This is a genomic window from Microbacterium aurum, assembly GCF_016907815.1.
GTDB lineage: Bacteria > Actinomycetota > Actinomycetes > Actinomycetales > Microbacteriaceae > Microbacterium > Microbacterium aurum.
In genome coordinates, this window is record NZ_JAFBCQ010000001.1 from 2106626 (window position 1) to 2131228 (window position 24603).

The 24603-nt window shown below is 65.4% G+C and carries 18 protein-coding genes and 2 pseudogenes; 12 read left to right on the forward strand and 8 right to left on the reverse strand.

From position 1 onward, the window contains the following. Positions 1–18 precede the first annotated feature (18 nt). Positions 19–648, reverse strand: coding sequence for a GyrI-like domain-containing protein (locus JOD60_RS10435; RefSeq protein WP_076690551.1), 630 nt, complete (start codon positions 646–648; stop codon positions 19–21). After that, positions 641–1165, reverse strand: a complete 525-nt coding sequence (locus JOD60_RS10440; protein WP_076690552.1) for a PadR family transcriptional regulator — start codon at positions 1163–1165, stop codon at positions 641–643. Before JOD60_RS10440 ends, JOD60_RS10435 begins: the two co-directional genes overlap by 8 nt. Before the next feature lie 106 nt (positions 1166–1271). Here JOD60_RS10440 and JOD60_RS10445 point away from each other — a divergent pair, with 106 nt between their 5' ends. The 9 genes and pseudogenes from JOD60_RS10445 to JOD60_RS17400 all read left to right on the forward strand — a co-directional run. Continuing rightward, entirely contained in the window at positions 1272–2381 is a 1110-nt protein-coding gene (locus tag JOD60_RS10445) for a hypothetical protein (protein WP_076690553.1), read from the forward strand. Between the two features lie 118 nt (positions 2382–2499). Then, a complete protein-coding gene (locus JOD60_RS10450) occupies positions 2500–2685 on the forward strand; it encodes a helix-turn-helix domain-containing protein (RefSeq protein WP_076690554.1) in 186 nt (61 codons plus the stop codon). Positions 2686–2792: 107 nt separating this feature from the next. After that, positions 2793–3362 carry a hypothetical protein gene (locus JOD60_RS10455; protein WP_076690555.1) on the forward strand — a complete coding sequence of 190 codons (570 nt, stop codon included), beginning with the start codon at positions 2793–2795 and terminating at the stop codon, positions 3360–3362. Then, the gene (locus tag JOD60_RS10460; RefSeq protein ID WP_076690556.1) at positions 3359–4429 is read left to right on the forward strand and encodes a hypothetical protein; all 1071 of its coding nucleotides are present in this window, start codon (positions 3359–3361) and stop codon (positions 4427–4429) included. The genes JOD60_RS10455 and JOD60_RS10460 overlap by 4 nt, the downstream gene beginning before the upstream one ends. Positions 4430–4449: 20 nt before the next feature. After that, on the forward strand, positions 4450–8442 hold the full coding sequence (locus tag JOD60_RS10465; RefSeq protein WP_198159156.1) for an Eco57I restriction-modification methylase domain-containing protein: 3993 nt from the start codon (positions 4450–4452) through the stop codon (positions 8440–8442). Then, complete coding sequence (locus tag JOD60_RS10470) at positions 8439–11897, forward strand: SNF2-related protein (RefSeq protein ID WP_076690558.1); 3459 nt, start codon at positions 8439–8441, stop codon at positions 11895–11897. Before JOD60_RS10465 ends, JOD60_RS10470 begins: the two co-directional genes overlap by 4 nt. Before the next feature lie 3 nt (positions 11898–11900). Next, entirely contained in the window at positions 11901–13730 is a 1830-nt protein-coding gene (locus tag JOD60_RS10475; protein WP_084201983.1) for an ATP-dependent nuclease, read from the forward strand. Continuing rightward, positions 13724–15262 carry a UvrD-helicase domain-containing protein gene (locus tag JOD60_RS10480; RefSeq protein WP_076690560.1) on the forward strand — a complete coding sequence of 513 codons (1539 nt, stop codon included), beginning with the start codon at positions 13724–13726 and terminating at the stop codon, positions 15260–15262. Before JOD60_RS10475 ends, JOD60_RS10480 begins: the two co-directional genes overlap by 7 nt. Before the next feature lie 40 nt (positions 15263–15302). Further along, positions 15303–15443: pseudogene (locus JOD60_RS17400) on the forward strand (hypothetical protein); the annotation flags it as partial. A gap of 103 nt (positions 15444–15546) precedes the next feature. Here JOD60_RS17400 and JOD60_RS17405 read toward each other — a convergent pair. Further along, positions 15547–15591 (reverse strand): annotated as a pseudogene (locus tag JOD60_RS17405) (hypothetical protein); the annotation flags it as partial. Positions 15592–16058: 467 nt separating this feature from the next. Between JOD60_RS17405 and JOD60_RS10490 the strand changes: the two are divergent. Both JOD60_RS10490 and JOD60_RS10495 read left to right on the forward strand, forming a co-directional pair. Further along, a complete protein-coding gene (locus JOD60_RS10490; protein ID WP_076690561.1) occupies positions 16059–16649 on the forward strand; it encodes a type IV toxin-antitoxin system AbiEi family antitoxin domain-containing protein in 591 nt (196 codons plus the stop codon). 95 nt (positions 16650–16744) lie between these two features. After that, the gene (locus JOD60_RS10495; RefSeq protein ID WP_232321750.1) at positions 16745–17605 is read left to right on the forward strand and encodes a nucleotidyl transferase AbiEii/AbiGii toxin family protein; all 861 of its coding nucleotides are present in this window, start codon (positions 16745–16747) and stop codon (positions 17603–17605) included. A 45-nt stretch (positions 17606–17650) separates the two neighbouring features. Here JOD60_RS10495 and JOD60_RS10500 read toward each other — a convergent pair whose 3' ends face one another. After that, positions 17651–19063, reverse strand: coding sequence for a plasmid pRiA4b ORF-3 family protein (locus JOD60_RS10500; RefSeq protein WP_076690563.1), 1413 nt, complete (start codon positions 19061–19063; stop codon positions 17651–17653). A 342-nt stretch (positions 19064–19405) separates the two neighbouring features. On the opposite strand from JOD60_RS10500, the gene JOD60_RS10505 reads away from it, so the two are divergent. Then, positions 19406–20047 carry a Fic family protein gene (locus JOD60_RS10505; protein ID WP_076690564.1) on the forward strand — a complete coding sequence of 214 codons (642 nt, stop codon included), beginning with the start codon at positions 19406–19408 and terminating at the stop codon, positions 20045–20047. Between the two features lie 104 nt (positions 20048–20151). Here the strand turns inward: JOD60_RS10505 and JOD60_RS10510 are convergent, their stop codons facing one another. From JOD60_RS10510 to JOD60_RS10525, 4 genes are all read right to left on the reverse strand, one after another. After that, positions 20152–22158 carry a recombinase family protein gene (locus tag JOD60_RS10510; RefSeq protein ID WP_084201984.1) on the reverse strand — a complete coding sequence of 669 codons (2007 nt, stop codon included), beginning with the start codon at positions 22156–22158 and terminating at the stop codon, positions 20152–20154. Positions 22159–22498: 340 nt separating this feature from the next. Next, entirely contained in the window at positions 22499–23323 is an 825-nt protein-coding gene (locus JOD60_RS10515; protein ID WP_076690565.1) for a hypothetical protein, read from the reverse strand. Beyond that, complete coding sequence (locus tag JOD60_RS10520) at positions 23320–23640, reverse strand: hypothetical protein (protein ID WP_157127932.1); 321 nt, start codon at positions 23638–23640, stop codon at positions 23320–23322. Before JOD60_RS10520 ends, JOD60_RS10515 begins: the two co-directional genes overlap by 4 nt. A 152-nt stretch (positions 23641–23792) precedes the next feature. After that, entirely contained in the window at positions 23793–24593 is an 801-nt protein-coding gene (locus tag JOD60_RS10525) for a replication-relaxation family protein (protein WP_198159157.1), read from the reverse strand. Between the last annotated feature and the right edge of the window lie 10 nt (positions 24594–24603).

The window sequence follows — 24603 nt, forward strand, 5'->3', positions numbered from 1 at the left end:
GCTGGGAGCTGTGGCAGGTCAGGTCGTTGCTGCGACGAGGACGGGCTGGCGGAGTAGGGTGCGCAGCTTCTCGGGCGTGACTTTGCGGAAGTCGCTGAAGTAGACCTCGTGGTGCTTGCCGTCCACGCGTAGGCCATTCTCGGGGATGAACTCGTCGTGCATGCGTTCCAGCACGGGGGCTTCATCATCGAAGGAGCCGCGGTGGAGGGTCTGGACGCAACGCCCCTCCGAGAGCGTTTCGAGGCGAACCTCGTCCAGGCGAGCGGGCCTGTTCTTGGTTCCGGCCTGCTCGACCGCGCTCTGGAACGAATCCCGGTCGATCCAGTCGGGAACCATGAGCATCATCGTCCAGTCCCATTGGGACTTGTCGCGTGCAACGGTGAACGTGTCCATGTCTTCGGCCCACCACAGCCCCTCCAGCGGTGGAACCACGTAGTCGCGCTCACGTTCTCGCTTGCTGATGAACTTGAGCTTGTAGGCGACCGGATACAGCGCCGAAAGAGCCTCCGTGTAGGCCGGGGCGGTGTTGGGGTCACCATGCCCGTCGACCATCAGGTACTGCATGTCGGGAACATTCACGATGCGGAACTGGCCGCGCGGGGCTTGATAGCTATCGAGAGACTTCTTGAAGTCGATCTTGTCAGTCATGGGATGCCTGGACTCGGGACGCGAGCCACGACCTTTCTGCCTCCAAGAGGCTCAGTGAGTAGGAGAACACCTCTCGCGCAGCGAGCGGGAGCGGGGTCTGGGATTGTTCGGCTTCTCTGACCGCGGTGATGCGGGCTTCGATCTGCGGGAGCCTGGCGCGCAGCGCATCGGCGTACTCGCGCTCAGTGAGAAGCGGCAGGTTGGCGACGCCCACCAGGAACGGATGCGGAATCGGGTCGGCCTCAATGAGTTGGGCGATCACGTCTTGCCGGGCGACGCGCCTGCCCTCGTCCGTCGCGTGGTAGATGCGCCGCGACTTCGGCCCTGGCACGGGCTGCGCGCCTTGGATGAGTCCGCGCTTTTCCAGTTTGGTGAGCAGGTAGTAGATCGAGGAGAACCCCACCTCCGTCCACTGGCGGATACCTCGCTGCTCGATCACCTGTTCGAGGTCGTAGCCGTGGGCTGGTCGCTCGATGACGAGTCCAAGGATCGTGAGCTCTGCCGGGGTGCACGCCATGTAGATATCCTAGCACTAGGATATCTACATGACTCGGCCCCGTACCGGTGGGCGAGCTGCGGTAGATTGGTGTTGCGCGCACGCGCGCGACCACAGGTGAGTGTGTTTGGGGCATCTCGGCTACGCGGTCACCGCGTACGGCGTCCAGGGCGCGACCGTGAACGCTGCACACACGATGCTCTCCGACGCTATCGATGCGGCAGGCGTCTACGTCGGCATGACCCGCGGGCGCGACACGAACAGGCTGCACATCGTCGCCAGCGATCTCGCAGACGCGAAGCAGCAGTTCGTCGATGCGCTCGCCCGAGACCGCGCAGACCGCGGCTTGGAAGACGCCACCGAACGCGCCCGTGAGGCCGTCACCGACCTGATCGCGGACGGACCCATGTCCATCGTGAGTGCGGAGCGCGACCGTATTGTCGAGCGGATCGCGAAGGCGGACGCGGAGCGAGAGCAGTGGGTGTCGGCAGCCGCCAAATTGCACGACCAGTCCCAGCGACACAAAGCCGAATATGAGCCGCAGCGTGAGCTGGCGGCAGCCGCCGACGCGAAGGCTGCTGCCGTGCTCGCGGACGTTGTGGAATCGCTGACACAGGAGGCAGTCGCGGATGGCGCCAAGTTCCTGGCTGCGCAGCAGAACGCGATCGCGGCACGCCGGGCCAAGGAGAGCGCGTCTCGGTTCCGCAAGCGTCCTGCCACCCGCACCGCGAATAACGCCGACGCCCGGATTGTGGAGACAGAGCGGGCCGTGCGCGGCCGGTGGCAGAGCGTCCCCCGCAGCGAGAGCAATCTGCCCTCGTGGTCCGAGTCAGTCGCCCAGCACGAAGCCAGCCACGTGCCCGCGGTCGTCGAAGCACGCGCGGAAGCCACGCAGGCGCGCCAGATCGTCAGCGAGATCACTGCGAGGCAGTCGCGGGAGCACATGGCGCTGTACGAGCGTGTTCTCGGGAACCGGCGCCCGAGCACGGTTGCCGCTCGGGTGAAAGCTCTGCGCGAGCAGGCGGCGCAGGATCGCCGCTACCTCGCCCAGATTGATGCGCTTCCGCCAGATGAAGCGGTCAAGCTCGTTCACGAGTGCGCAGCGCAAATCGAGGCCGAGCACCTCGCGGCCGAGGAAGCCCGTAGAGCGGCGAAAGCGCGCACGAAGCGGGTCGAAGCTCCAAACCATGAGCGTAACCGAGGGCGCTCCCTATACCGTGACGGACCGTCGTTGTAGTCAGCGGCGCCGAAACCGAGCCGAACGAGATCAAACCGGGAGAAAACGGCCAAAACAACGGGTTCGCCGATAGGCTCTGAGTTATGACTCCGATCGAACTCGTCAAGCCGGTGCCCTCGTGAGTGAGCCCTGGCTGTCTGCCGACGACATCGCCGCTCACCTGGGCGTCACCAAGGAGACGGTCTACGTCTGGATCGCCGACAAGGGGATGCCAGCACACAAAGTGGGACGTCTCTGGAAGTTCCAGGTCAGCGAAGTCGATGAATGGGTGCGTTCCGGCGGAGCCTCATCAGAGGCCAGCTAACGAATGTCGGAGGTCTGTCATAGTCTGAAAAACTTTCGCGCGTGAGACCGAGCAGCGGAGCAGATGAGGGGAGGAAAGCACGCATGAGCAGCTTCAGGATTGGGCCGGTGAGCGTCGAGGTGCTGGATGGGCAGCACGCGATCGCGGTCGTCCCGCCGAGCCAGTGGCACGGCGATAGGCAGGAGCGCCCCGCACGCGCCGTGCTCGCCAATCTCAAGGCCGACGATGGTCTGCGCGCACAAGTCTCGCTGGTCCGCTGGGATGACAGCGACGAGATCTCGCTCGGCTTCGCCGAGCTGCTCGCTGGCCCGTCGGACTATGAGCGGTTGGAGGACGCCGGGGCGATCTCGCCGAAGCTCGTGGGCGACAAGCTGGTCGCGCGCATTCGCGCGTTGCGCTATGGGAAGACCGGGCGAGCAACCGGCGCGGCGGTCGAGTGGGCGCAGATCAGCGAGTGGGCGGGCGGCGACGCGCAGGCGCTGCTTGCCGACCTCGGCGCGACGCGCACGGGCGCGTATGGCGTGCTGCTGCCGAGCGCGACACGCTTCAAGACCGAGCCGGCCATCGAGGTGCCTATCGCGGACCCGACGGCGTTGTTCGCGGCCTACGCGCTCACGCGCGTCGTGCCGATCATGACCGGCTATGGCAAGGAATCGGTGGAAGGCCCGAACGCATGAGTGGCGTCGACGTTTCCATCGCGCTGCCCGAGGACGAGACGCCTGGCGAACTCATCAAGGGCTACTTCACCCTCATGCGGGCTTTCGGGTGGGATCTCTACGTCACGAGCCACTTCGCGCTGCGGGAATCGTTGGGACCGCAGTGGTTCGCGGCCCGGATCAGCATGCTGAAGGACTCGGACCCGAAGAACTGGCGGCCCAACCACCGCTTCGAGCCGCAAGACCCCGGTGTGATCCTCCGCGACTACATCCACGAGCAGGACTCGCCGTATCTGAGTGTGTTCGGCGGACAGTTCCAGAAGCAGACCGCCGCGAAGAAGATCCTCGCCACGAGGAACACCTGGTTCCACTTCGGCGACGATCCGACGACCACCCAGCTCGAAGAGACGGCAAAGGTGGTGCGCGGATTCGTGCAGTTCAGCGACATGCACATCGCCGGACGCATCGACGCGCTGATCGAGCGCCTGAGCGATCTTCGCACGGGGCGCTATCCCGCGGAGGCCGCGTCGAGTGCGTCAGCGGCGGTTCCTACCGTCGCCGAGCCTGAACCGTTCGACGCGCCAGACGACTTGCCCCGCCCGAGCATCGGCGGCACCTGGGTCGGACCCATCCCCGAGCTGCGCTATCGCATGACTCGTGCGGGCGACGTCGTGCACCCCGACACGATGGAGTCCGTGCGTTCCAGGGTCACCGGAGACTTCGCCGGCAAGGTGCGTGCCTGGACTGCCGTTGAGCCGCGCGGCCGCGAGCTGTGGATCGACCGCGACGGGGCCGTGGGCGGGTTTATCGGGGCCACACCGCGGCTGCTTGGCTACCTCGGCCCCGACCCGGAGGGCGACATCGCCCGCGGGTTCTTCACCCCGCACTTCTACACCGTCGAGGGCGACGAGATCGCCGACGTCGACTCGGGAGAGCGCCGCAAGACACCGTTCGCGCAGGGGCTCGCGGATGGCGCGATGCTTCGGGTGACGACCTACGGCGATGTGCTGCTGGTCGGGGACGAAAGCGCTATCGAACGGGTGGCGACGGTGACGCCAGTCGAGTGGTTTCCAGGGCACCTGGGGTGAGCATGGAGAAAGCAGGGAACGTGTCGGTACTGCAGCTTGACGGGTCGAGCACGGTCGCGTGGGCGGATGCGCCCGCGGGCGCGGCCGATGCCATCGTCGTCCTCGGCCGGGATGACGCTGGGGCAGGAGCGATCCAGGTCGGCGTCGCCCGCCTGAGCGCGCGGCCGACGAAGGGCGTGCTCGATGACCTGTGGAAGTCGCGCGGTACGCGTGCTCCGATGGGCTTCATCGTCGCAGCCGTCACGCCGGACGGCGTATGGATTCACTACCCGTCCGCGGACGCTCCGCCCATCGGCCCCATCACGGTCGGCCAGGCGGAGAGACAGCTTCAGTCTGTGCTGGAGGAGGGGAACGGGCTCGCCGCCCACGGGCGTATTCGTGCCATCCAGGAGGCGATGTCCTCGGCGGGCACGGACGGCTTCTCCAACCACTTCCTGTTCGCCACCTACCACCTGAACCGCGATGTGCCTCGCCGCCCGGATTGGGAGTCGGCGGGCAAGAAGGCGACGCCGATCCTGCCCAAGCGCGGCATCGAGCTGGTCACCGCGCTCGGGTTCGACACCGAGCCCGCGGGGTCGGAGCGGCTGCTCGTCCTGCGCACCTCCAGCGGCCCACGCCGCGCCGTCGCGGTGCTTCTGCGTGACGACGAGCACTTCAATCAGAAGTCCACGACGTACCAGCTCACACCCGTCGCCAAGGCGCTCGAAATCGCTGGCCGCGAGGACGTGCCGTGGGTGATCGCGCTGCGCAAGTCCACCCTGCGGCTCTACCCAGGACGCGACGGTGTCGGCGTCGGCCAGCGCGGGCAGTCCGAGACCTACTTCGAGCTGGATCTCGATCTGCTCGCGCCCGAGCAGGCTGCATTGCTCACACTGATCTTCTCCGCCGAGGCGCTCGACGCGGGCGGCTCCGCGCAGCAGATCCTCGACGGCTCTGGCAAGTACGCCGCCGACCTCGGCACGCGCCTGCGCGACCGTGTGTACGAAGGCGTGGTGCCTCGGGTCGCGCTCGCCATCGCCGATCAGCTCCCGTCGCTCGGGCTCGCGCTCGACGCTCAGGGTCTTCAGATGGCGTACCGCCTGACGATGCGCATCCTGTTCCGGCTGCTCTTCCAGGCGTACGGGGAGGCGACCGAGCTGCTGCCCGCGGGTCGCAACGATCACTACGACGCCAACTCGCTCCAAGCGTTCATCACCCGCGAGATCGGCACCGGCCCCGACCAGTTCTCCACTGAGTCGGCAGCGATCTGGTCGGATCTCGCGCAGGTGTGGGAGGTCATCTTCCACGGCAACTCCCGCTGGGAGGTGCCCGCCTACGGCGGCAGCCTGTTCGACCCGGCTACCGAAGAGGGCGCGCTGCTATCGCGCGTCAAGCTCACCGACAGCGTGATCGGCCCGGCCCTCCAGGAACTCCTTAGCGAGGAGACCGTCGACCGGACCTGGGGGCCGGTCGACTTCCGCAGCCTCCAGGTGCGCGAGTTCGGCACCATCTACGAGGGTCTGCTGGAATCCAGCCTCTCGCTCGCCGAGCAGAACCTCACCGTCGACCGGAACGGCGCATACGTTCCCGCGAAGGATGGCGATGAGGTCGTCGCGCCCGCGGGTCGCCCGTACTTCCACTCCGCCTCGGGGGAGCGCAAGGCGACCGGTTCGTACTACACGCCGAAGATCGTCGTGGATCACCTCATTGAGCGGTCGGTCGAGCCCGCGCTGAAGGCCCACCTCGACCGGATCAAGACCCTCATGGACGAGGGCAAGGAACGCCAAGCTTCTGACGCCTTCTTCGACTTCCGCGTCGCCGACCTGGCGATGGGATCCGCCCACTTCCTCGTCGCCGCCGTAGACAAGATCGAGCGCGGCATGCGCGACTTCCTCACCGCCACCGAGGTGCCAGGCGTGCGGGCTGAACTCGCACGCCTCGCGGAGAAGGCGCGCGAGGCACTCGGGCAGGACACGGAGGGCGCAAAGGCGATCACCGACGGCCAGCTCCTTCGCCGCCAGGTGGCCCGCCGCTGCATCTACGGCCTTGACATCAACCCGCTCGCCGTCGAGCTGTCGCAGCTCGCCCTCTGGATCCACACCTTCGTGCCCGGCCTGCCGATGTCGAGCCTCGACCACGGACTCGTCCTCGCCAACTCTCTCACCGGCATCGGCACCATCGACGAGGCGATGGACGCGCTGAAGGCCGACGGGCTGTTCGAGCAGATCATCCGTGAACCACTGACGGCCGCACGCGACCTCCTCATCGACTACGCGAACGCATCCGAAGCCGACAAGTCCGAAGTCGCGGCGGGCGCGGAGATGCTGGCGAAGGCGCGAGACGCCGCTGCCCCGGCCAAGGCGATCTTCGATGTGGCCGTCGCCAAGCGCCTGGGCGTGACCATTGACGAGGCATGGGACGCCGAGCAGTTCACTGCCCTCGCGGCAATGCGCGAAGTGCGCGAGGCCGTCGATCGGCTCCAGCCTGCGCACATGCCGTATCTCTTCCCCGAGGTGTTTCTCCGAGAGCGGCCGGGCTTCGACGTGTTGGTCGGTAACCCGCCGTGGGAGAAGGTGAAAGTAGAGGAGCATCAGTGGTGGGGTCTGCGCATTCCCGGCCTCCGGTCGATGTCGCAAGCAAAAAAGAAGCTGGTGCTCACAGAGTTCCGGGCAAACCGACCGGACATGGAGGCGCAGTACGTGCGTGAGCTCGCTGCGACGGACGCATACCGGGCCGTGCTGGTGAAAGGGCCGTACCCCGGCATTGGGTCGGGTGGTGACCCGGACCTGTACCAGGCTTTCGCGTGGCGCTTCTGGCGGCTCATCCGGAACGGCGGGCGGGCCGCGAATGTCCTGCCGCGTGGCGCGCTTTCTGGCTCGGCGCTCGTCGAGTGGCGGAACGAGATCCTTACGGACGGCTCATTCACCGATGTCTGCTTCCTGCTGAACAACCAGAAGTGGGTATTCCCGAACGTGCATCCGCAGTACACGGTCGGGCTTACCGTCGTCGAGCGCGGCGGCGAGCACGTTGCTCGCTTCTGTGGGCCGTTTGCGAGCGAAGCGGAGTTCGCCGCCGGGGCTGACGCGCTCGCGGAAGTCACTGCGGAAGAGTTCGCGGCTTGGTCGGCGACTACGGCCTTCCCGCTGATTCCCGATCCGATGTCCGCGGAGGTGTTCACGCAAATGAAACGGTCTCCTCGGTTTGACGAGGTCCGGCCGGACTGGGAGTTCCGGCCGACGACCGAGCTTCACTCGACAGCAGACAAGAAGTACTACGACTTCGATGTCGATGCGCCGAGGGCTGATCAGATCAGGGTGCTCGCCGGTGCGGCATTCAATATCTGGGAGCCCGACTTCGCCGCAAGACCGTATGCCCTCTCCGACCCTGACGAAATTCGCACACATCTCGCCGCCAAACTCGCCAAGGGAGTCAAGTCGGCGCGCTCCGCCTACTTCGGGCTGAAGTTCGCCGATGGCGAGCTTCCGATGGACCGCGCAAGAATCGCATTCCGTGACATCGCGCGCGCCACTGATACCCGGACGACGCTCGTCTGCCTGATGCCGCCGGGAGTTGCCTTCACCGAGATGGCGCCGCTGATCGTCGTTCGCCGGGGCAGCAAACAAGCGGAAGCGTTCCTGTTGGGCGTCATGAGCAGCATCCCGTTCGACTGGACGGCGCGAAAGTGGGTTGAACTGCACCTGAAGTACAACATCCTGAACTATCTGCCGGTTCCGAAGTATGAACCTGGCACCGCGCTCTCTGACCGTGCCGTCCACATCTCTGGCCGACTCGCCGCCGTTGATGCGCGGTACGCAGCGTGGGCGACGGAGGTCGGCGTCGAGGTCGGCACGGCCAATGACGAGGCGACCAAGACGGAACTCATTGCGGAACTCGACGCGCTCGTGTCGCTCCTTTATGGGCTGACGCCGGAGCATGTGGAGCATGTGTTCGCCACGTTCCACCGAGGCTGGAACTACACCGCGCGACTGGAACGGGTTCTCGCGTACTACGAGCAGTGGAAGGACGCGGTATGACCGACCAGCTTCCCGTCTTCGCGACGAACCGGATCGCGCCGCCGATGACGGTGCGCGAGGAGGTGCGTCGGCTGTTCCGGGTCAACCGGGAGGCGCTTGCGGTGCCGCCGAGCGCCGCGATTGCGACGGCCTACATCAACCCGGCAGGGTTCCTGTTGCTCGCTGATGAGTTGGAGAAGCTGCCGCGCATCCGCATCCTGCTCGGGGCCGACCCGGTGCCCGATCCGCTGCTGCCGGTGGATGCCGACGCGACGCTCCAGAAGCGACTCGATGCGGCACTGACCGACCATATGCGTTGGCTGAAGGCGGAGCGCGACGCGCTCGGGTTCGAGCTTCGGGCTACCCAGTCGGCGCAGCGGCTCGTGGCGTGGCTGCGTGCCGCCGACGAGCGCGGTGAGCCGATTGTGGAGATCCGCCGCTATACGGGCGGGTTCCTGCACGGCAAAGCATTCATCAGCCACCACCCGACGCATCCCGCGTATCTCGCGGGGTCGTCGAACCTGACCTACGCTGGGCTCACGCGCAACGCCGAGCTGAACGTCGGCGCGTCTGGGCAGCACGGGTCGACGCCGCAGGTGATCGACTGGTTCGAGGAGTGCTGGGCCGACTCCGAAGTCTTCGACCTGGCGGGTCTGTACGAGCCGCTGTGGGCCGAGCACACCCCGTGGAGCGTCTTCCTCCGCATGTTGCTGGCCCGCTACGGCGAGCACCTCGACGATGAGCAGGCTGGTCCGACGCGCTTCGAGCTGACCCGGTTCCAGGCCGACGGCGTGAAGCGGATGCGGCGGCTGTTGGAGGAGATCGGCGGCGTGCTGGTGGCCGACGAAGTGGGTCTTGGTAAGACTTTCCTCGCGCTCGAAGTGATCGCAGCGGCCACCGAGCAGCAGCGTCAGCGTGTGCTTGTCGCAGCTCCCGCAGCGCTGAAGGCATCGGTGTGGGACCCGGTGCTGGAGCGGTATGACATCTCTCGCCGCGTCTCGGTGCACTCCTATGAGGAGATTCGCAGCCGCATGGACCCGGGGCACCCGGAGCACCTCGGGTTCTACGAGCGTGCCGAGGACGCTGCGCTGGTGATCGTGGATGAGGCGCACAACCTGCGGAACGCGGGAGCTGCGCGCTCGGAGGCGCTGGATCGGATCATCCTCGCGGGGCGGCACCCGAAGAAGGTCGTGCTGCTGACCGCTACGCCGGTGAACAACTCGCTCATCGACCTGGAGACCCTGGTCAAGTACTTCATCCGCGACGATGCGCGCTTCGCCTCCATCGGCATCCCGTCGATCCGGAAGTACATCCGCGATGCACAGGCGCTCGACCCGGAGGCGCTGACGCCCGCGCACCTGTTCGACCTGATGGATCAGGTCGCGGTGCGGCGCACCAGGAAGTTCGTCAAGGACAACTACCGCGGCGAGACGATCGCCGGGCCGGGCGGCAAGAAGATCCCGGTCGAGTTCCCCGACGCCGACGTGCGTCGCGTGGACTATCAGCTCGATGCGCCGGGTGAGGCGTTGGTCGATGCGGTCACCTACGCGCTCGACATCCCCGACGATGAGGCGCATGTCGCGTCGTTCAGCGTGCGCCGCAGCGACCTGGGGCGGCTCCTGCTTGCCCGGTACGTTCCCAGTAGGTATCTGAGGACCGAGGACCTGAACAAGACCGAGGTCTCGAACATGGGGCTGCTGCGCTCCGCGCTACTCAAGCGCCTCGAATCCTCCCCGACTGCGTTGGCCGGCACGCTCGGTGTGCTCATCCAGACGCACGAGGCGTTCCTCTCGGCGTTGGGGAAAGGCACGGTGCTGGTCGGTGGCGCGCTGCGGGACTATGTGAACTCCGAGTCAGAGGACCTTGACGAAATCGTCGCCGGTCTCGACGAAGACGATGAGCATCAGGCCACGCCTGCCGCGTTGTACGACGCGGAGCTGCTGGCATCGGATGTTGAGCGCGACCTCGTGCTGATGCGTCAACTCCAGTCGCTCGCTCAGGCGGCGGCGCACGACGGCGAGCCGAAGGTGGCGGCACTGCTCGCCGAGCTGGAGCGGATCGCGGCCGAGGCTGAGAAGCCCGCCGTGACGAACGCCCCCAGCGGCGACCGGCGGAAAGTCATCGTGTTCTCCACTTACGCTGACACGATCCGCGACCTGCACGAACGCCTTGTCGCTGCGCTGGACGCGGTGCCTGACGGCTCGCCACTCGCGGCGTACCGCGGCCGGGTCGCCCCCGCGGTGATCGGCGAGTTCGCCTCGGGCAAGCGCGGCGGCATTGACCAGCCCACTCGCGCGAAGGCGGTCGCCAATTTCGCGCCCCGCACTGCGGGCCAGCTCCGCGACGATGGCACTCCCATCGAGGCAGACCTCTACGACATCCTGCTGACGACCGACGTGCTCGCCGAAGGCGTGAACCTCCAGCAGGCCGCCCACATCGTCAACTACGACCTGCCGTGGAACCCGATGCGCATCGTGCAGCGCCACGGTCGCGTTGACCGCATCGGCAGCCAGCACAAGTCCATCGAACTCGACGTGTTCTTCCCCGCCGAGCACCTCGACGAGTTCCTCGGGCTGGAGCAGACCCTGATCCGCAAGCTCCGGCAGGCGGACGCTGCCATCGGTGCGGGCAAGGTGCTTCCGGGCGTCTCGCACTACCCGCCGCAGGAGCACTACGACCCCGACGCCATCGTCGGCGAGATCGAGGAACTCATCGACCAGGGCGGTGGCTCGGCGGCGGGATCGGGCGAGGAGTACCGGCGACGGCTCGCCAACGCGCTCGACGCTGACCAGGCGCTCCGTGGACGGCTCGAAGACCTGCCCTACGGTATCGGCAGCGGATTCGTGAACCCAGCCGTCGCCGGCCGCGCCTTCGTGTTCTGCATGAAGATGGGCGACACCGGCCACATCTGGTTCCGCAACGTGAACGCCGACGACGCCTGGCAGCCGATCGCCGATGAGGACGGCCGAGTCGTGGTCGACGACACCCTGATCTCGCTCGTCACCGCAGACCCCGGCAAGCCCGACCGCCCGCGCTCCCTGCCCGACGAGGCGTTCCGCGCCGCCTACGAGGCATGGGCGCTCGCCCAGGAGGACGCCCACGACGAGTGGATGCGCTCCACCGACCCGAACGCCCTCGCCGCCGAGATCCCGGCATCGTTCCGTGACGCGCGAGAGGTCATCCTCAACAATGGCGGTCATCTTGGTGCGGCACAGCTCCAGACCATCAAGCGCCTGAACACCGTGCCTACAGCCAAGGCGAGGAAGGCGATGCGGGCCGCACTGCGCACCCCAGGGAAGTCCGAGGCTGTTGTCGACGCGATCATCCAGGTGCTTGACGGGTTCGGCATCCAGCCCGCCGAGAAAGTCGAACCGCTCCCGCCCATCGCACTGGATGACGTGCGCCTCATCGCCTGGATGGCGGTCGAGGGAACGAAGGCGGAGCACACCCCTGCTCCGGGCGCTGTGGAGCAGTAGCCAATGCATCTCAAGCGGATTCGGATCGAGGGGTACCGTGCGTCGGCCGCTGCGTCGATTACTTGCGAGCTGAGTGGGCGGTTCTCGCTCATCCTCGGAGCAAACGGTGCGGGGAAGACCACGATCAACGAGGGCATCGCGCTCGCGCATCCGCGCCGGTTCCCGAGCTTGCCGCCCATCGACGCAAACGCACTCGGAAATCCACCGCGATCGGTGCAGGTTGAGTACGCCTACGAGGCGGAAGAGTCCGATGAGGGTGCCTTTGGTCGGTTCAGGAAGCGGCAGGGGCTTGGTGCGCCCAAGTGGAGCAGGCCTCTCGAACGATCCCTTGGACGAGTACGGGCCGGGAGTTCAGTGGAGTCCGCGAGCGAGTACGAGGGCATTCGTCTGGTTCATCTCCCGGCGCTTCGCAATCCGGTCGATGACTTGTCTCGCAGGGATGCGCGAATTCTCCTGGAACTGTTGCGCGCCGATGAGCGACGCCATCCCGAGACTGGTGGGCTGCGAGCCCTCCGCGGACAGGCTGCGGCCATGCTCAGCGCGATCACCTCACACCAGCTCGTCAGGAACGTCGAGGACCGTATCGCGCAGAATCTTCGGACGATCAGCGGCGGCGTCCAGGCGCATCATGCCTTCGTCGGGACGCAGCAGGTAGACGACGCATACCTGGCCCGAGTTTTCGAGCTGCTCTTGGCGATACTTCCAGATCGGGGTGCTACGAAGCGGTTGGAGGCTTCAAGCCTCGGCTACGTCAATTTGCTGCACATTGCCGTCACCCTGGCGGGTATCCCGGACGCGGGCACGATACCCCTCCCAGGCAGTGAGATCGCCGGGACCGAGAGCGATCTCCCGCAAGATCCGGTTGCCAATGCACGAGAACGTCTGGCCGCAGCAGACGCGTCGGCCGACGCGGACGCCGATTCGTTCTACCCGCAGCTCTTCCACGCGACCGTGCTCATCGAGGAGCCGGAAGCGCACCTCCATCCGCAGTTGCAGTTCGGGCTGATCCGCTACCTGCGCAAGCTTGTGCAAGAGCGCCCCGACATTCAGGTGATCGTGACCACGCACTCGCCGGAGCTTGCGGCTGCCTGCGAACCCGAAGAACTCGTCATCGTTCGCCGCGATGCAGACGGCACAAGCGTTGCCCGACGTATGGCAGATGTTCCCTTGCCCAGCGCGCTGAAGAAGCGGCTGTTCCAACAGACGCGTCTCCACCTCGACGCGACACGTTCATCAGCGCTGTTCGGAGACCGAGTACTTGTGGTCGAAGGAGTCACGGAAGCAACCTTGCTCCGCATACTCGGCCACGCATGGGCCGGAGACGACGAGCTCCGAACCGGATTTGTCGATTCGCTTGCAATCCTCCCGCTCGGCCACAAGGTCGGTGAATGGCCCATCCGGTTGCTTGCGACCCCCGGCCACGAGTTGGTAACCAAGATCGCCGCTCTCGCGGACACCGACCGCCGAGGCGATCCACTTCCTGACCCCCGCCCGCCCGCCTGGCACGGCCAGCTCGACAGCGCATCTGCCCGGTTCTTCTGGTCGAGACCCACTCTGGAGCCGTCGCTTGTAGCAGGCAACGAGGTGATCGTGGCCCAAGCGTTCGATGAAGTGGGAGCGACGAAGCCGAATCCCATCACTGCACAGACTGTCGATGCCGCGTTCAGGGCACAGCCGGGAGCGAAGGGCGAATTCGCGCTCGCGCTCGCCCGAATTATGGACGCCAGTCCTACAACCGTCGCGGTGCCCCTGCACATAGTTGAGATGTTCGACTGGCTCTACGGGGCTCCGGCGTCCCCGAGTGACGAAGCTGCCGACCCAGACGGATGGTGAGGCTTACCCCTGAGCAGGCGCTCGCAGCAGCAGCTCAGGACCGCCTAGTCAATATTGTGTCCGCGCCGGGCAGCGGGAAGACGACCATTGCCGCCGAGCGGTTCGGATACCAGCGGCATCTCGCGGGTGACGATCGAGGGGTACTCGGCCTGAGCTTCAACCGGGCGGCTGTTGCTGAGCTGCGTGCCCGGATCAGTGCGCGATGGGGCGGCGGCGCAATCTCGCCTCCCCACAGAGTGATGACCTTCGATCACTTGCATGTCGAGCTGCTGCACCGATTGCTCGACGCTGGACTCGTCAACTGGCCGACTGGCCTGCGCGAACTCGACGTTCGAGACGACTACCGGGGCACCGCCGGGTTTCGCTTCCTCGCACCTCCCAGCAACTTCCTACGAGTCGCTGTCCTCGACGGACAGCGAAACGTAGTCTCCCGCGGTCGCCGAGTAGAGCGGCCAACGACCGGGATCGGAAATGTCGCAGCGCATGACGCGCTGCTCAGTGCCGGCATCGTCAGTCACGACGACGTGCGCAACATTCTGCTGTCTGCGATGCAAGTCGATGAACTGAGCGAGTTCGCGGCGACGTGGCTGGCGGAGAACTACCGCGCGCTCGTCATTGACGAGGTGTACGACGCTGCCTTCTTGGACCTCAAGGTCGCCCACCTTGCGGCTGAAGCTGGCCTGGACGTGACATTGATCGGCGACCCTTGGCAGGCGCTCTACAAGTGGCGCGGCGCAACACCGGATGAGGTGCAGCGTCTCCTAGGGGCGACGACGGAGAGGTTCGTCGAGTACCAGCAGCCGCAGTCCTTCAGATTCGTTGGCGATCAAATGCCTGAGCTGGCAAGGGCGCTCAGAAACGGCGAGCCCGTGAGTCTGCCCAGTGGGACGAGTGAGCAGGTCGACGTGGCGCTTGCGCGCACCTGGCGACCGCTGTGGTCCGCCGGAGACAACATCCTTCCCTTGTCGTTCCGCACGATCGAGAATGCGACTGATGCCGCACTCAATCTGTTGTTGGATGTCGTGACGCGTGGGCGTCTCGGAGTGTCGTCGTTCGGGCGAGAGGCAGCGATCGCCAGGCTCGGGCTTGATCGTGAGCGGTTCCTGGCCGAGCAGGATCGAGTCCTGCAACCGATAGTCGCCGGGCTGCGCGCGGGGAGAGCACCTGCTGACGCGCTCAATGAACTCCGAAATGCGATCAGGGATCTCGGTGTCACTCGGCCGCGTCGCCTTGGTTCGGCCGCAGAGGCTGAACGGGTCGCACAAGTCGAGCGTCTCGCGGCGCGACTTGTCAAGGATTCGGTTGTTCCCGGCATGACCGTCTTCCAGGCGAAAGGACGTGAGTGGGAGCGTGTTGGCGTCATCCTCACCAGGGCGCAGCGCGCGCTCTTGTCCACCGGGCTGCACGAGCTCGAGGACGAGCACTGCGTCGTCTACGTCGCCCTTACACGAGCAAGGCGTGAATGCATTCAACTTGACGGAGACCCAGCACTGGATGAGGGCACGCTCGACATACCCGCGGACGACGATTGACCTACAGAGCAAGCACACGTTGTACGGGCTTAGCGCTAGCATGGTTGGGTACGCAGGCCAATTGCGTACCACTTACAGTACGGTATTGTCGCGAGATGAACCTGTGGGTTATCGCCAGGATCTGTGGGAGATTGCCGCATCCCGCAACGGTGTAGTGACCGTCGCCGAGGCGGAGGACGCGGGCGTGCCCGCCGTCGAGGTGCGAAAGCTCGCTGCTCGCGGCGCTCTCCGCGGATACGGCGAACCCCGGGGACACGGTCACCGTTCAGGTATGAACGGATGGTCTTGCGGTCATGGCCGGTGCGACGAGCGATCTCACTGATCGTCATCCCCTGCCGTTTCAGAGCGTGGATGTCCACGCTGCTCCTCTCTGAAAGCCTGAGGAACAGGGCCTCCCTCGGAAGCTGGTGTGTGGTCAGAGACCACCAGCATCGAGGGAGGCCCGCCTCATGAGACGGAGCGACCCAGGGCGGGGAATTTCAATGAGCAGAAGTGGGGAGTTTCAGTGAGCGCCGTCAGCGTCGGGGTCGGCGGATGCCCCTCACCCATCCTGCCAACTGCTACACCAGATTCATCTTGGTATGCCAGTGCCTCGATCACGTTGGTGGGATCGGATGTGGTCCGACCGATGGCAGGCCCTCGTCTCTCAAGCGCTGCGACGAGAGCTGGTCGGAGAGCAGGACATCCATACGCGGAGGGCTTCATTCGGAAGCTGTTGACCAGCGCAAGAAGAACGTGTGACCAGGGGTGGATAAAAACCGCACACACTTGAGTGAGCTGTGCAAGGATTGTATCCATGAAGGAGTTGGACGAGTCGCTCCCGTCGACGTTCACGACGGAGACCTCGCGGGCGCACGGTGTGCATCCGCGAGATCTGTATGCCTGGCGAGATGGCGGGCAGATCATCGAACTCTCGCGCGGGGTCTTCCGTCGAGCAGACGCACCCCCGGCGTCGTACCCCGACATGATCGCAGTGGCGCACCGCGCTCCTCGCGCCATCGTGTGCTGCGTCTCGGCGGCAGCGATCCACGAACTGACGGATGAGATGCCGGCGTCGGTACAGATCGCGGTTCCCAAACGGTCGCATACGCCGGCAATCACCTACCCTCCGGTGATGGTGTTCCGCTTCGACGAAGCCTCTTTCGAACTCGGGTTGACGTCGTTCGAGGCGGGGCCGGGGGAGCCGGTCCGTATCTACGACGCGGCGAGGACGGTGGTGGATCTCATGCGGTTCCGGAAGCGCCTTGGCGAGCCGATCGCGCCCGCCGCGCTTTACCGATACCTGGCAGCGCCGAATTCGAAACCGGCACTGCTGCTGGAGTACGCGGAGGCGCTTGGGACGTTTGGGCCGATGCGCGCTGCGCTCGATGTTGCGAGTGCCCGATGAGTCGGCCCACGCGAGAGAGCGCCGCAGGGCGCTCATACCTCGACCTGCAGAACCAGGCTCGCCGCCAGAAGCGTGGCACGCAGGAACTGCTCACGATGTACATCGTCGAGCGATGGCTGTCGCGGATGTCGCGCTCACCGTACGCCGAGGACTTCATTCTGAAGGGCGGGATGTTGCTGGCTTCGTTCGGCACCCGCCGTCCCACGGTCGACGCCGACGCCCTCGCTCGTAATATGGCCTCTGATCAAGAGACCGTGGCCCGTCGTGTGGCCGAGATCGCCGCGATCGAAGACCCAGACGACGGCGTGGAGTTCCTGTCCGACACAGTCACCACTGCGGTGATTCGTGACGACGCGCTGTATTCCGGCGTGCGGGTGACGATGACGGCACAGCTCGCAACAGCGCAGGTCAAGCTGCGGCTCGACATCAACTTCGGCGACCCCGTCACTCCGGCCCCGCGAACAGTTGAGCTGCCATCGCTGCGGCCGGACGCTCCGCCGATCCGCATCCTGGGCTACCCGATCGAGACGGTGCTCGCAGAGAAACTCGTCACCGCGATCGAACTGGGGCGAGCGAACACGCGCGTGCGTGACTTCGCGGACATCCACCTCTTGACCGGCACACAGGCTCTTCAGTGCGGAGCACTGCGCGAAGCGCTCACGGCCACCGCAGGGTTCCGCGGGACCACGTTGATCCCTCTGGCGCAAGCCGCCGAGGGGCTCGCAGTGTTGCGCAACTCGACCTATGTCGCTTACCGGAAGGGGCTTGGCGAGGCGGGCGCGAATCTGCCCGAGCGGTTCTCCGACGCCGTTGCTGCCGCTGCTGTCTTCGTCGACCCGGTGCTGGACGCGCTCGACGGCAAAGCCATCTGGAGTCCCGCCGAACGGAGCTGGCGCACGGCACCCGTCACGCCGTCCGAGCCGACAGAATCCACTACAGGTACGACCGACCTGTGACGGCTTTCGTCGGGCTCAGCCGCAGCCGATCCGGTGACCACACGGTCAAGCCCGTATGACGCCCCGGGCGATGGCTGCGACGGCGGCGTTCACGCCCTTAGGCCTCCAGCTCGCGCGGATCGTGCCCGCGAGCAGGTTGAGTGTATCGAGCGTGAGGCTGTCGGGGGAGGGAACACGGTAGGGGTCCTCACGGTCGCGCCAGCCGAGGTCGAAGAGGAGCTCGCTGATGCTCGCTTCCCACAGTTCCGCGGGTGTCTCGTTCGCGACGACGGCGAGTGCCATCCATCCGGCGTGCCGCTCTGCAGGGGTTGTTCCGAGCGGGAGCCGGCCGGTGATGTGCCTCAGGATCGCGTGCGGGTCATCTCTACGTCTTGCGATGGCCTGAGTCGGAGCAATGCGGCCTTTGCGCACCGACACGAGCCCCAGTGCTCGCGCCGTGGCGCGCAGGTCCGCGACGGGCCAGGTGAGGTCTTCGCGGTTGGCCTTGCCGTTCCACCATTCGGTGATGCCTGTGCGATGTGCGAGCTGCTCGACGACAGCGGGCTTCAGATACCCCGAACCGGTAAGCGTCACGCCGTCTCCGACGACGTCGAGGAGCACACGGAACGGCTCGGTGAGATCAGCAGCATCGTCGGTGCTGACATCGGTCGCGCCGGAAGCAGAGGGATGCGCGAGCGCGTTGCGCAGGCCGCGTGCGCCGCGGTTTTGCGCCAGTTCGAGCAGAGATTCGAGTTCCTCGACGACCGGGATCGGCTCCGCGGTGACCGCGGTGATCAGCTCGTTCGTCTCATCCGTGTCGAAGGCGTCGGGATGCCAGCCGTCGGGCAACCATGCGCGCCCTTCCTCCGCGTTCTCGAACACCTCGGGGCGGAGCGCGTCGTCGTAGTCGCTGCGCACCCAATCGGCGAGTTCGGAGTAGCCCCAGACGCCGCCGCAGTCCTCTGGCGGACAGGCAAGCTTCCCACCGACGCACACCGGCGCCGATGGAGGGTCGTCGAGCACCTTCTCGACGCGCAGGAGGTGCTTCCAGTCGTCGCCGAAGTCGTAGTCGTACCAGAGCCGATCACCCTCGTCGGCGATGACCTGATCGAGACGTACGTCGTCTTCGAGCACCCCCTCTCCGCCCTCGTCAAGGTCGAACTGCGTGAGGAACTCGGGAGCGTTGCGGTCATTGCTCGTGCGGAAGCGGTGCAGGTGGCTGTCGGCCCATCCCATCGCCGCCTGGATCACCTCGTGCAACCGCGGGAGGAGGATATCGCCAGGCACCTCGACACGTCGCCACACCGGCGGCTTCGTGCGCTGCAGATCGATGCGGATGCGGAAACCCCGCACCGCCGAGGGGACAGGGAGAAGCTGTGGTTCGGGACGCCGCCAGAGGTCGTCCAGGTCATCAGCGTCGGACCGCAGCGAGGCGATGAACTTCTGAAGATCCGGTGCCTCGAACTTCTCGGATGCCATCTTCCTTCTCCCGTCACGGGCACATCACGTCGGGACGCGCCATCGTGAACAATTCTCGCGGAGTACGTCGGCTTCCGCCCCACTGCTCGTCAGAGAAGTGCCTGGGGGCGGGGCGTGCACCGTGCCCCACCAGATGGGAGTCGGCACGATAGAATGAAGTCGATCTTGTTCTCCCGGAGGTGAGCATATGAAGCGCAAGGACGTCACTCGTGAGGCGCTTCATCGTGCCGCTCTGCGTTCGACGCGGGCGTCGGCTGCGTTGGAGAACAGGTCGGTGCCGGTCGGTGTCACTCGCTCTGAACGGGTCGAGCGCTTCCTCGCCGCGCGCAAGCAGCGCGTTTGATGGGTGTTGAGCCCGGCTACGGCGAAACGCCGTTGGGCCCGGAAGAAGCAGACGCCCTCACCCCACAGGCTCGTGAGATCTTCGGCGATGAGCCGAAGAAGATCGACCTCTACGAGGCCGAGCAGGCGATCAACGATGAGGTCAGCATCGCGTTGCTCGACGACATCGCCGACGGGCGACTCGTGCTCGCCGATATCCTCACGGACGCGTTCCTCCGTGACCTCCATCAGAAGCTCTACGGAGACCTGTGGACGTGGGCAGGTCGGTACCGAAGGCGTGATCTCAACATCGGCGTCGAACCCGAGCACATCGCCGTCGAGCTCCGCGGATCGCTCGACAACATCCGGTACCGGTGGGAGCACACCGACGACTGGACCGCGCGCGAACTCGGCATCGCCGTGCATGCCGAGACCGTCCGCATCCACGGCTTCGTCGATGGGAACGGGCGAACGACGCGCCTGCTCGCCGACCTGGTGTTCCTCGCTGCGCAAGACGCGGAGGCGATCGCAGAGACGTACGACTGGGACATCGACAAGCGCCGATACATCGCCTTGCTGCGTCAGTACGACCTCACCAGAGATCCCCAACCGCTCGCCGCATTCGTGCCCGTCCAGCGGCTCGATGACGTCGAGAACCGGTGACCAGATTGGTGACCAGAAACCCTCCCGAGAGGCGCGAATCAGCACGAATCACTGCGTAGCTGTCGGTAGCCCGCGGTAGAGTCAACCCCATGAGATCCCTGAAATTACGGGGAACTCCACCGATTCGGGGCTTCGCTCGGACAGGCCAAGCGGCTCTCAGTTGTTCTTGGTTCGAGTCCAGGTACCCCAGCCATACGAACGTTACTCGAACCATGGTCAAATGAACTGACTGTGGAACGAACTGAACTCCCCGCTCGCGAGCGGGGAGTTTCTGTTTTTCCCTGGTTGTTCTGCCCTTCCGCAACAGCGATCTCGCCGCCGACCTCGCGGAGCCGATTGCTAATCGCCCGCCGCTCGCCTGAGACGTGCACGCGGCTGTCTTCGACCCGCACGGTCATGCTGTCGAAGTACGCGGTGAGCAAATCGCGACGCACGGTGTCTGAGGCTCGCCTGTAGAGCTCGCCGGGGTCGCTGAGCAGGTCGATGTAGGCGAGCGCCGTCTCGGTTCCGTACTGCAGGCGGTCGGCTGTCACCTCGAGCTGTTCGAGCACGGCCTCCTTCTGCAGGGTGGTCTTCTCGATTCGTTCACGGATCTTGGCGATGGGCAGTGAGCCCGTCGCCGCGAGTTCGATGAGTCGCTCTTCTTGCGCTTCGAGCTTGCGGAGTTGCTTCGTGAGCTGGGCCTTGACGTCGCGGTCCTGGGCGAGGATGTTCGCGATCGACTTGTTCACCGCATCGCGGATGTCTTCGATCGCTTCCGGAGACAGTGCTTCGGCAGCGACGACGGGGAGGACCTCGCCCTCGATCTGTTCGACGCGAAGCCACGGCAGTGAGCACTCCTTGTGTTGGCGAGCCGTGCACACGAGGTACTCATACGTGCCACCGTTGCCGGCGTTCTGGCTGTACACGAGCCGACTGGTGCGGCCAGCGTCTTTGCACGGCCCGCAGTAGAGCAGGCCCTTCAGGTAGTGGAAGTGGACGATGTCGCGGTCGCCTTTGCGATTGCGGTGGTCCAGCACCTCTTGCACCTTCAGGAATGTCTCCTTGGAGACGAGGGGCTCGTGCCTGCCGACGTACAGGCTGCCTTTGTAGCGGATGACACCGGTGTAGTAGGGGTTGCGCAGGATGAGCGCGAGGCGGCTGCGGCTCACTGCCTGAGCAGGTCGGGACGGTGAGGGGCGTGTCGTGAGGCCGCGCTCTTCGAGCATGTGCGTCATTTGGGAGATTGAGTATCGCCCGGTGGCGTATTGCTCGAAGGCCCACGCGACGAGCGGCGCCCGCTCGAAGTCGACATCGATCGTGTTCACGAGTCGGCCGTTGAAGTCTTTGCGGACGTTGAGGTAGCCGAGCTTGGCGCGTCCGACCGTGCCGCCCTGCTCGACTTTGTGGGCCATCTTCACCTTGACGTCCTCGCCGTTCATACGGACTTGGACTTCGTTCATGATGTCGGTGATGGCCTCCATCGCGTCAGCCATGTAGCCCTCGCCGAACTCTTCCTTGGCCGAGATGAGCCGCACACCCTTTTCGAGTAGTTGGCGTTTGGTGATTGCTGCATCGGTGAAGTTTCGGAAGACGCGTGAGCGCATGTAGATCACGACGTACTTCACTTGAGGGTGCTCATCGACGTAGCGCAGGAGCTTCTTGAACTCCGTGCGCTTTGAGATGGTCTGTGCTGACTGGCCAGGCTCAACGAACTCCTTCGCGACCGTCGCCCGTAGCTCGCGCACCTTCCGCAATGCCTCCACACGCTGGGTCGCGATGCTGTTGCCGTCTTCATCGATGTCCGCAGCCGTGTGCAACTGCCGCGGGGTCGAGACGCGCAGGTAGACGACGGCCTGAGCGAGGCCCGTGTGACCGCCCTCGGGCGCTCGCCCCGTGTGCGCGTTCAACAGGTGTTCGAGCCCGTCAAGTGAGTTGACGGGTGCCTCCGGACTTGCGATTCCCAGGTTTTGTGGGCTCATAAGTGGGTTCCCTCCGTTTAGGTCCTCCGGATTAACCCTCTGTTGGCCCTCGAAGTCCAGCCCCTCTTCGGCGCTCCGGGGGCTTTCGGGCGGGCCCACCGGTGTCGCCCGGGCGTTGTAGAAATTGCTTCGGTCGTCATCGCTTGTCATGGCAACCTCCGTTGCTCCTGATGTCGGTGATCGTGCTGCCGCGAGTTACGCCGCCGGCCCGTCTGGGCGGCCCGGTGGCCTTGTGGCACCCATGGGCGCTCTCGCACGCGTTGGGGCCTCGTGTGGCCGTTCAGGGGCCTCAGGAGGGCTTGGGTGCGGGGCAGCGGTTGACCCCGCGTCCGAGTCGTACTGCTCTTGCGCGAGGCGCAGGAGCGCTCGACCGAGGTGGTGAACTTCGATCGTGTTGCGGCGCTCAGGCGATATCCGGATGCGGCGATTTGTGAGCGTCCGACCTCCCCGTCGAGGAGCGTGGTGAGTGCTCTGCGGGCGCCAAGCATCGCTACTTGTTGAAGACATGGAGTGCCTCCTTCCCTTCGACGACGTCGTACACCTCGCGCAGTCGGGCCATGAGGGGCTCGTAGTTCCAGTCGAGAGCTTCCGGCTCGAGACCGTTGTCGATGCACCAGTCCGCGAGGCTGGTCTGCCAGTCCTCGAGCGGGCTGAGCGCGCGGAGCGCCGCCTCTTCGGACTGGAAGGTTCCGGCGAAGGCTTCGTGGAAGCTCTCCATGATGTCGTCGGTGCCGACGCTGACGTCAGGAAGTGACAGGAAAGCTTGGAGTGCTTCGTCTTGGTCGAGCTGGAGCGTGGTGAGGAGCTCGATGAGCTCGTCCTCGTGGCCGCTGTGCCAACTGGCAGGGACGTTGACAATGAATCGCCCGTCCCCGACCCGCACGCTTGTACGCACCAGTAGTTGGTCGAGCTTAGGTGGCAGGTGCTCGTTCATGAAGCGCCGGCCGGAGCCGGTGTTCTCCTTCTGCACGAGGTAGGTGCCGAGCCAGTCGATCATCTCCTTGGTCACCGCGTCGGCTTGTTCGTCGCCGTAGAGGTCGAGGTACTCGTCGCGAAGCGACAGGTAGTTGCCTTCTCCGGTGCGACCGAAAGTGGCGAGGGCGCTGCCCGGGCCGTAGGCGCGTCCCAAGGCGTGCGCGATGCAGCGAGCGGTACCTTCGTCGATCTCCTCACCTTCAGCGGTCGCCTGGGCGATGCCGTCTGCGATCGGAGTGAGGAAGCGGTCTCGGGCAACGACAAGTCGTCGCCAGTCAGGGCGTGCGCGTTCCGGCGAGGGCCGGGCTTCTGCTGTCATGTGCGGTTCGTGTTCGCTCATGATCGGCCTCCTTTCGTGATGATGTAGCGGCCGAGCGCATCGACCCACCCTTCACGCTCGGGTGGGACTGAGGCGTCGCCGAGTTCGCGAAGGGCGGCCTCCGCATCGAGTTCTCCGGTTGCGGCAAAGCGTTCGAGCGCTGTGCCTGGGCCGTCGTGCAGGGTCGCGGCGAGGAGCCGCGCGATGCCCTCGTCGGCGACGGTCGTATCGCCGTAGCTCCAGTCGTCGAGGATCTGAAGTGCGGTGTCGGCCTGGTCGAGCGAGGCCGGCACTACGGGGTCAAAGTTGAAGGGAATCTGATGTCTTGAAGTGGTCAAAATGAACCTCCTTTCGTGAAGTTGGTGATGGGGCTCAGGAAGCGCGTCAGCGTTTCGGAGCCGTGCAGCGGTACATGTGGTCGAGCCAGGCTCGCTTCGTGGTGAACCGCTTGAGGCAGTCAGGGCACATGAACATGGGGTCGTCCTTTCAGTTAGTGAGTGATGGAGAGAAAGCTCTGCAGCGCAGGAAGTGCGTCGGCCTCCGCGCAGATGCTGAAGAGGTCGACCGGAAGGTCGGTCTCTCTTCGAATCGCGGTCCGGAGCTTGCGAGCTCGTTCGGCATCTGGAGTGATCCAGAGCACAGCCGGGAAGACACTGCTCCTCGCCTGCTCAATGCCGCTCTGCCGGTACTGCTGGTAGGTGCGGCACTTCTTGAGCACGGCGGGCAGGTGTTCGGTGCCGCGGTCGATCTCGACGAAGACGTGTGCTTCGACATCGGAGTTGGCCACGACCAGGAACAGGTCGGGTTTGAGCGTCACCACGCCGAGCGCGCTCTGGAACGGTCGCCAGCAGCTGGGCTCAGTGTCGAGTTCGAGGACGTCGAGCACGGTGCCCAGCTCTGCCTCCTTGACGGTGACGGCGAACTCGGCCACCGCGAGGGTATGAGCGAGAAAGTCGCGACTTGGCGTCATGAATCGTCGCCTGCCTGCTTCGCCGCGCCGAGCTCGGACGAGCCGTTCGCCAGTTGCCGCCAGGTGCCAGACGGTGGCAGCGGAGCCTCGCAGTGGTCCGCCCACGCGCCGGTCGATGCGGGCGATGAAGCCGTGGGCTTCGAGTCGCAGCAGGACACGGTTGGCGAGACGGGTTGCGGTCGGTGCAGTGGCGTGGAGGCCGTGAGGTCCGGCTGGGAAGTGCAGCCGCTGGACGAGTCGCGTTGAGAGTGCTCGGAAGCGTTCGAGGTCGGCGAGGATCTGGCTGTCGCGTTCAGTGAGCAGGCTCTCGAGGTAGCGCACCTTGGTGGGC

What these genes read in the sequence shown, in the direction of transcription:
- JOD60_RS10435 (WP_076690551.1), bottom strand. Translation starts at nt 648, where the DNA reads ATGACTGACAAGATCGACTTCAAGAAGTCTCTCGATAGCTATCAAGCC.
- JOD60_RS10440 (WP_076690552.1), bottom strand. Translation starts at nt 1,165, where the DNA reads ATGGCGTGCACCCCGGCAGAGCTCACGATCCTTGGACTCGTCATCGAG.
- JOD60_RS10460 (WP_076690556.1), top strand. Translation starts at nt 3,359, where the DNA reads ATGAGTGGCGTCGACGTTTCCATCGCGCTGCCCGAGGACGAGACGCCT.
- JOD60_RS10470 (WP_076690558.1), top strand. Translation starts at nt 8,439, where the DNA reads ATGACCGACCAGCTTCCCGTCTTCGCGACGAACCGGATCGCGCCGCCG.
- JOD60_RS10475 (WP_084201983.1), top strand. Translation starts at nt 11,901, where the DNA reads ATGCATCTCAAGCGGATTCGGATCGAGGGGTACCGTGCGTCGGCCGCT.
- JOD60_RS10480 (WP_076690560.1), top strand. Translation starts at nt 13,724, where the DNA reads ATGGTGAGGCTTACCCCTGAGCAGGCGCTCGCAGCAGCAGCTCAGGAC.
- JOD60_RS10490 (WP_076690561.1), top strand. Translation starts at nt 16,059, where the DNA reads ATGAAGGAGTTGGACGAGTCGCTCCCGTCGACGTTCACGACGGAGACC.
- JOD60_RS10495 (WP_232321750.1), top strand. Translation starts at nt 16,745, where the DNA reads ATGTACATCGTCGAGCGATGGCTGTCGCGGATGTCGCGCTCACCGTAC.
- JOD60_RS10500 (WP_076690563.1), bottom strand. Translation starts at nt 19,063, where the DNA reads ATGGCATCCGAGAAGTTCGAGGCACCGGATCTTCAGAAGTTCATCGCC.
- JOD60_RS10505 (WP_076690564.1), top strand. Translation starts at nt 19,406, where the DNA reads ATGGGTGTTGAGCCCGGCTACGGCGAAACGCCGTTGGGCCCGGAAGAA.
- JOD60_RS10510 (WP_084201984.1), bottom strand. Translation starts at nt 22,158, where the DNA reads ATGACAAGCGATGACGACCGAAGCAATTTCTACAACGCCCGGGCGACA.
- JOD60_RS10515 (WP_076690565.1), bottom strand. Translation starts at nt 23,323, where the DNA reads ATGAGCGAACACGAACCGCACATGACAGCAGAAGCCCGGCCCTCGCCG.